Raw genomic sequence first — 7,192 nt, 5'->3', positions numbered from 1 at the left:
GCGTCCGAGCAGGTCTCGGCGACCTCGGAGGAACTGGCGGCGCAGGCCGAGCAGCTGCAGGCGACGATCGCGTATTTCCGCATCGGCGAGGGCGAGGCGCAGACGGATGCCGCGGTGGGCCAGCTGCGGCGCACCGCGGCCCGGATGGCCGCCCCGGTGAAGGCGAAGGCGTCCCTCACGGCGGCCCCCAAGCTCGCGTCGAAGCCGGCCGCGAAGACGGGCCGTCCGGCCCAGCCGCGCAGCGGCGGCTTCGCCTTCGACATGGGCGAGGACGAGGACGACGCCGCCTTCAAGCGCAGCGCCTGACGCCCCTCACCGGCGGCGCTCCCGGGCGCCGCCGCCGATACGGATGACGGCCGTCGCAGGACGGCGCCGACCCGCCGGAGATCTCACGTGCGATTGACGATCAAGACCAAGCTGGCCGCGAGCTCGGGGCTGCTGATCCTTCTCTCCCTCGGGGCCGGCGGCCTCGCCTACACCCAGCTCTCCGAGATGGGCCAGGCCGAGCTCGCGCTCGTCGCCCAGGGCCGCCAGGCGATCCGCGCCGGCGAGCTGCAGGAGCAGATCCAGGCGCAGATCCGCTCGGAGCGCAACATCCTGCTGATGACGACCGACAAGGACCGCGAGTTCCACATCGAGAGCCTGCTTACCCGCCGGACCGATGTGCAGCGGCTCTACCGGGAGGTATCGGACGGCGCGAGCGAGAGGGGCCGCGCCATGCTCGCCTCCGCCGAGGCCGCCTACAAGCGCCTGAACCAGCTTCAGGACGAGATGATCCGCCTTGCCCGGCTCAACTCGGCGAGCCACGCCGCCGACCTGTGGAAGGGCGACGGCCTCACCGCGGTGGCGGCGTTCAACGCGGCCCTCGATGCGGCCGGCGCCGAGATCGCCAAGGCGGCCCCCTCGCCCGAGCGCGAGCGGGCCGGCCTCGACCTCCAGACCCTGCGCTACCGCACGGCCCGCCTCGCCCGCGTCAGCCTCGAGGTCGTCGGCGCCACCACGCTCGCGGAGATCGAGGCGGCGCGGCGCGCGGTCGCGACGGAGTCGGAGACCACCGGCACGGCTTTGCGCGACGTCGTCGCCGCCCTGTCCCCCCTCGGGATCGCGCCGGCGCAGGTACGGGCCAAGGCCGAGCAGGTCACCGGCCTCGTCGGTCGCGTGGTCGAGATCGCCGCCGCGGCGGGCGACATCCGGGCCCGGACGATCACCGTCGGCGAGGGCCTGACGGTCGGCCGCGAGGTGATGGCGGGCTTCCGGCAATACGCCCAGTTCACCGGCACCCGCATGGACGAGGTCTCGGGGGCGGCGCTCAAGGGCGCCGAGTCCGCCAAGGCCCTGATGCTCGCCGCGGTCGCCGCCTCGGTCCTGGTCGGCCTCGCCTCCTCGCTCCTGATCGCCTTCAGCATCGGCCGCAGCCTCGCCCGGGCGAACGACCTTGCCGATTCGCTCGCCGCCGGCGATCTCACGAAGGAGGTCGCTCCGCGCAGCGACGACGAGATCGGCGATCTCGTTCACGCCCTCAACGGCACCGTCGCCCGGCTGCGCGGCGTCGTGTCGGAGGCGCTGGCCGCCGCCGGCAACGTGTCGGCGGGGAGCCAGGAACTGTCGGCCTCCGCCGAGCAGCTGTCGCAGGGCTCGACCGAGCAGGCCTCCTCCACCGAAGAGGCCTCGGCCTCGATGGAGGAGATGGCCGCCAACGTGCGCCAGAACGCCGAGAATGCCAGCCAGACCGAGACCATCGCCCGGCAATCCGCCCGCGATGCCGAGGCCAGCGGGGCGGCGGTGGGACGCGCGGTCGAGGCGATGCAGACGATCGCCCAAAAAATCACCATCGTGCAGGAGATCGCCCGCCAGACCGACCTGTTGGCGCTGAACGCCGCGGTCGAGGCGGCCCGCGCCGGCGAGCATGGCCGCGGCTTTGCGGTGGTGGCGAGCGAGGTTCGCAAGCTGGCCGAGCGCAGCCAGACGGCGGCGGCCGAGATCGGGACCCTGTCGGCCGACAGCGTGAAGGTGGCGCGGGAAGCGGGCGAGATGCTGGGTCGTCTGGTTCCCGACATCAAGCGGACGGCGGGCTTGGTGGAGGAGATCACGGCGGCGTGCCGGGAGCAGGATGTGGGGTCGGCTCAGATCAACCAGGCGATCCAGCAGCTCGACAAGGTGACGCAGCAGAACGCGTCGGCGTCCGAGCAGGTCTCGGCGACGTCGGAGGAGCTGGCGGCGCAGGCCGAGCAGCTGCAGGCGACGATCGCGTATTTCCGCATCGGCGAGGGCGAGGCGCAGACGGATGCCGCGGTGGGCCAGCTGCGGCGCACGGCGGCCCGGATGGCGGCTTCGGTGACGCCGAAGGCCAAGATAGCGGCCAAGACAGCAACGAAGACGTCGGCCAAGGTCGCCCCGAAGGCGCCGTCGGGCCGTCCGGTCCAGTCGCGGCCGGCCGCGCCCGGGGGCTTTGCCTTCGACATGGGCGAGGACGAGGACGACGCCGCCTTCAAGCGCAGCGCCTGACCAGGACGGGCGCCCGATCGAGGCGGGGCGCCCGACACGATCCGATCTCATTCAATCCGGTGACACGACGATGCGCGTTACGATCAAGTTCAAGCTGGCGGCCGGCTTCGGGGCGATCCTGGTCCTCGTCGGGGTCGCCGGAGGGGTCGGCTACCAGCGGCTGAGCGCGTCCAACGAGGCGACGGCGTTCATCGTCAGCCGGGCCGACCTGCAGAACCTCGTGCTCGACGCCAAGGCCCAGGCGATCCGCGGCGTCTCGAACGTGCGCGCCATGGTGGTCTCGACCGACGAGACCCAGATGGCCGATTTCGCCAAGCGGGCCGCCGACAACCGGACCGACGCCATGAACGGTCTGGCCAAGGCCAAGGAGTTCATCCAGACCGAGGAGGGCCGGCGCCTGCTGGCCGACGTCCTGGCGAAATACGATCGCCAGCGCGAGCTGGCGGCGAAGGTTCAGGAGCTGACCCGCGCCAACGTGGTCGTGAAGGCCTGGGGCGAGATCAACGGGGCCGGCCGGCCGGCGCTCAACGGCCTGCGCGGCGAGGCCGAGGGGCTGATGCAGCGTGCGGCGGCGCAGAATGCCGGCGACCTGATGCAGGCGGTGTTCGGGTTCCAGAACCGGGCCGAGCGGGCCTGGGGCCAGCTGCAGGCCGCCACCGGCGCCACCTCGGTGGCGATCCTCGACGAGCGCGTCGCCGCCGCCCGCGCCACGCGCGACGAGGTGGCCAAGACCCTCGACGCCGTGATGCGTCTCGCCGCCGCCCAGGGCGTCCCCGGCGACGCCCTGCGGGCCCGGGCCGAGGCCTGGCTCGACTCGTTCCGCAAGGCCCTCGCCCTCGTCGAGACCGGCAGCACCCTGCGGGCGACCGACCTGACCTCGGGCGAGTACGCCGCCGCCAGCACGGCGGCGAACCGGGCCTTCGACGCCCTGGTGGAGTTCCAGAACCGCCGCATGGCGGAGGCCGTGCTGCGCGCGAAGTCCGAGGCGGCGGACGCGCAGACCATCCTCATCGGCACGGTCGCGACGGCCCTGCTCCTCGGCCTCGGCCTCGCGAGCTGGCTCGCCCTGTCGATCTCCCGCGGCCTGACCCGGGCGGTGTCCCTCGCCGATGCGGTCGCCATCGGCGACCTCGGCCAGCGGATCGAGGCGACCTCGCGCGACGAGATCGGCGACCTCGTCGGCGCCATGGCGCGGATGACCACGAACCTGCGGGCGACGGCGGATCTGGCCGACGAGGTGGCGCGCGGCAACCTCGCGGTCGAGGCCAAGCCCCTGTCCGACAAGGACACGATGGGCCTCGCGCTCTCCCGCATGATCGCGAACCTGCGGGCGACGGCGGATCTGGCCGACGAGGTGGCGCGTGGCAACCTGTCGGTCGAGGCGAAGCCCATGTCCGACAAGGACATGATGGGTCTGGCGCTCTCCCGCATGATCGCGAACCTGCGGGCGACGGCGGATCTGGCCGACGAGGTGGCGCGCGGCAACCTGTCGGTGGAGGCCAAGCCCATGTCCGACAAGGACATGATGGGTCTGGCGCTCTCCCGCATGATCGCGAACCTGCGGGCGACGGCGGATCTGGCCGACGAGGTGGCACGCGGCAACCTGTCGGTCGATGCCAAGCCGATGTCCGACAAGGATGCGATGGGGCTGGCGCTCGGCCGCATGATCGCGAACCTGCGCGCCACCGCCGCCGTCGCCGAGGCGATCGCCGCCGGCGACCTCACGGTCGAGGCCAAGCCCGTCTCCGACAAGGACGCGATGGGGCTCGCCCTCCAGACCATGCTGTCGCGCCTGCGCGCCATCGTGTCCGAAGCGCTCGCGGCCGCCGGCAACGTGTCGGCGGGAAGCCAGGAACTGTCGGCCTCCGCCGAGCAGCTGTCGCAGGGCTCGACCGAGCAGGCCTCCTCGACCGAGGAGGCCTCGGCCTCGATGGAGGAGATGGCCGCCAACGTGCGCCAGAACGCCGAGAATGCCAGCCAGACCGAGACGATCGCCCGCCAGTCGGCCCGCGACGCCGAGGCCAGCGGGGCGGCGGTGGGACGCGCGGTCGAGGCGATGCAGACGATCGCCCAAAAAATCACCATCGTGCAGGAGATCGCCCGCCAGACCGACCTGTTGGCGCTGAACGCCGCGGTCGAGGCGGCGCGGGCCGGCGAGCACGGGCGCGGCTTTGCGGTGGTGGCGAGCGAGGTCCGCAAGCTCGCCGAGCGCAGCCAGACGGCGGCGGCCGAGATCGGGACCCTGTCGGCCGACAGCGTGAAGGTGGCGCGGGAAGCGGGCGAGATGCTGGGTCGTCTGGTTCCCGACATCAAGCGGACGGCGGGTCTGGTGGAGGAGATCACGGCGGCGTGCCGGGAGCAGGATGTGGGGTCGGCTCAGATCAACCAGGCGATCCAGCAGCTCGACAAGGTGACGCAGCAGAACGCATCGGCGTCCGAGCAGGTCTCGGCGACCTCGGAGGAACTGGCGGCGCAGGCCGAGCAGCTGCAGGCGACGATCGCGTATTTCCGCATCGGCGAGGGCGAGGCGCAGACGGATGCTGCGGTAGGCCAGCTGCGGAGCACGGCGGCCCGGATGGCGGCCCCCGTGAAGGCGCCGGCCAAGATGCAGGCGAAGACGCAGGCGAAGATGCCCGTCAAGGCGCAGGGCCGCATTGCCGCAAAGGCACCCGTGTCCCGCCCCGCCCCGTCGGGAGGATTCGCCTTCGATCTCGGCGAGGACGACGAGGACGGCGCGTTCAAGCGCAGCGCCTGAAGCGTTTCGTCGTGCGGGCCCTGGGTGAAGGGCCCGCAATCCACAGGAAATTCGCTGCGGTTCTTCGATGCGGCCCCGCTTGGGGGAACGATCATAACCTTCGTGTCGCATCTCGGACGTGACGTTCTCGTGCGAAATTTCTGAGAGGCTCCGTGAAACTCACCATCAAGTCCAAGCTCGGGGGGGCCTTCGGCTTCGTGCTGATCCTGTCGGCGGGTGCGGGTGTGCTGAGCTACGTCAAGCTGTCCGAGCTGGCCGCGACGGAACAGGATCTCGTCGCGCGCGGGATGCGCATCAGCGAGATCTCCGATCTTCAGAACATCCTCAACGCGACGGCGCGTACCGAGAAGCACCTGGTGCTCGAATCCGATCCGCAGCGGATCGAGGCGTATAACCAGGAGCTTGTCCAACGGCGCAAGGATCTCGAACGCGCCAAGTCCGCGGTCGAGCAGAATGCGACCGGCGAGGACCGCCGCAAGCTGGACGAAGCCCGGGAGAGCCTGGCCACCTATGCCAAGCTCCAGGAGCAGACGGCCAAGCTCGCCACGCTCAACTCGAACTTCCGGGCCTTCCAGCTGTTCGACCGTGAAACGGCGGACCTGCAGCAGCGCCTGCCGGCCCTCAACGATGCCGTGACCGCCGAACTGGCGAAGCCCGATGCCGCCGACGCCCAGGTCAGGGCGGCCCTGACCTTCTCCCGGACCTACGCGGCGTGGCTGAACTACAGCCGCAGCTTCGCCTTCATGCTGTCGGCCGGCTCGCCGGGCGAGCTTCAGGATCTGGTTCAAGCCTCCGCCCGGCACGAGGCCGTCTTCGCGGCCGCCCTCGCGGCGCTGAAGCCGGTGGCCGCCGCGGCCGGCGCACGGGGCCAGGAGATCGTCGGCCTGTACGAGACCGGTTTCTCCATCGCGCGCCGCGCGGTGGCGGTGGCGGCCGAGGGCGGCAACCTCAAGGCCCAGGCGATCACGATGGGCGAGGGGCGCACGCAGCTTCTCGCGACCGTGAAGGCGTTCGACGATTACGCCGGCATCATCAAGGGCCAGATGACCGGAGCGGCCCGCGCCGCCCTGGCGGAAGCCGACGGCGCCAAGACCCTTCTGGTCGCGATCCTGCTGTCGTCCTGCCTGATCGGTGCCGGCGCGGCGCTGGCGATCTCCCTGAGCATCGGTCGCGGGCTCGGCCGTGCCGTCGGCCTCGCCGACGCCGTGGCGCGGGGCGATCTCGATCAGACGATCGTGGTGACCTCGCGCGACGAGATCGGCGACCTCACCGCGGCGATGGCCCGCATGACGGCCAACCTGAAGGCCACCGCCGACCTCGCCGACGAGGTGGCACGCGGCAACCTGTCGGTCGATGCCAAGCCGATGTCCGACAAGGACACGATGGGGCTGGCGCTCGGCCGCATGATCGCGAACCTGCGCGCCACCGCCGCCGTCGCCGAGGCGATCGCCGCCGGCGACCTTACGGTCGAGGCCAAGCCCGTCTCCGACAAGGACGCCATGGGGCTCGCCCTCCAGACCATGCTGTCGCGCCTGCGCAGCATCGTCGCCGAGGCCCTCGCCGCCGCCGGCAACGTCTCGGCCGGGAGCCAGGAACTGTCGGCCTCCGCCGAGCAGCTGTCGCAGGGCTCGAGTGAGCAGGCCTCCTCCACCGAAGAGGCGTCCGCCTCGATGGAGGAGATGGCCGCCAACGTGCGCCAGAACGCCGAGAATGCCAGCCAGACCGAGACCATCGCCCGCCAGTCGGCCCGCGACGCCGAGGCCAGCGGGGCGGCGGTGGGACGCGCGGTCGAGGCGATGCAGACGATCGCCCAAAAAATCACCATCGTGCAGGAGATCGCCCGCCAGACCGACCTGTTGGCGCTGAACGCCGCGGTCGAGGCGGCGCGGGCCGGCGAGCACGGGCGCGGCTTTGCGGTGGTGGCGAGCGAGG

3 protein-coding genes and 1 pseudogene are annotated in these 7,192 nt (G+C 71.6%); all 4 read left to right on the top strand.

The features are described from left to right. Window positions 1–306, top strand: a pseudogene (locus QR78_RS34815) (methyl-accepting chemotaxis protein); the annotation flags it as partial. An 87-nt stretch (window positions 307–393) separates the two neighbouring features. After that, a complete protein-coding gene (locus QR78_RS34810; RefSeq protein ID WP_048426276.1) occupies window positions 394–2,505 on the top strand; it encodes a methyl-accepting chemotaxis protein in 2,112 nt (703 codons plus the stop codon). 70 nt (window positions 2,506–2,575) lie between these two features. Beyond that, window positions 2,576–5,260 carry a HAMP domain-containing methyl-accepting chemotaxis protein gene (locus QR78_RS04325; protein ID WP_048426275.1) on the top strand — a complete coding sequence of 895 codons (2,685 nt, stop codon included), beginning with the start codon at window positions 2,576–2,578 and terminating at the stop codon, window positions 5,258–5,260. Between the two features lie 152 nt (window positions 5,261–5,412). Continuing rightward, window positions 5,413–7,192: HAMP domain-containing methyl-accepting chemotaxis protein (locus tag QR78_RS32360; protein WP_048426274.1), on the top strand; the 1,780-nt coding region annotated here is incomplete at its 3' end.

Origin of the sequence: Methylobacterium indicum (genome assembly GCF_001043895.1) — a bacterium.
Lineage (GTDB): Bacteria > Pseudomonadota > Alphaproteobacteria > Rhizobiales > Beijerinckiaceae > Methylobacterium > Methylobacterium indicum.
The sequence above is the reverse complement of the archived record's forward strand: the minus strand, read 5'-3'. Positions and strand labels throughout refer to the sequence as shown.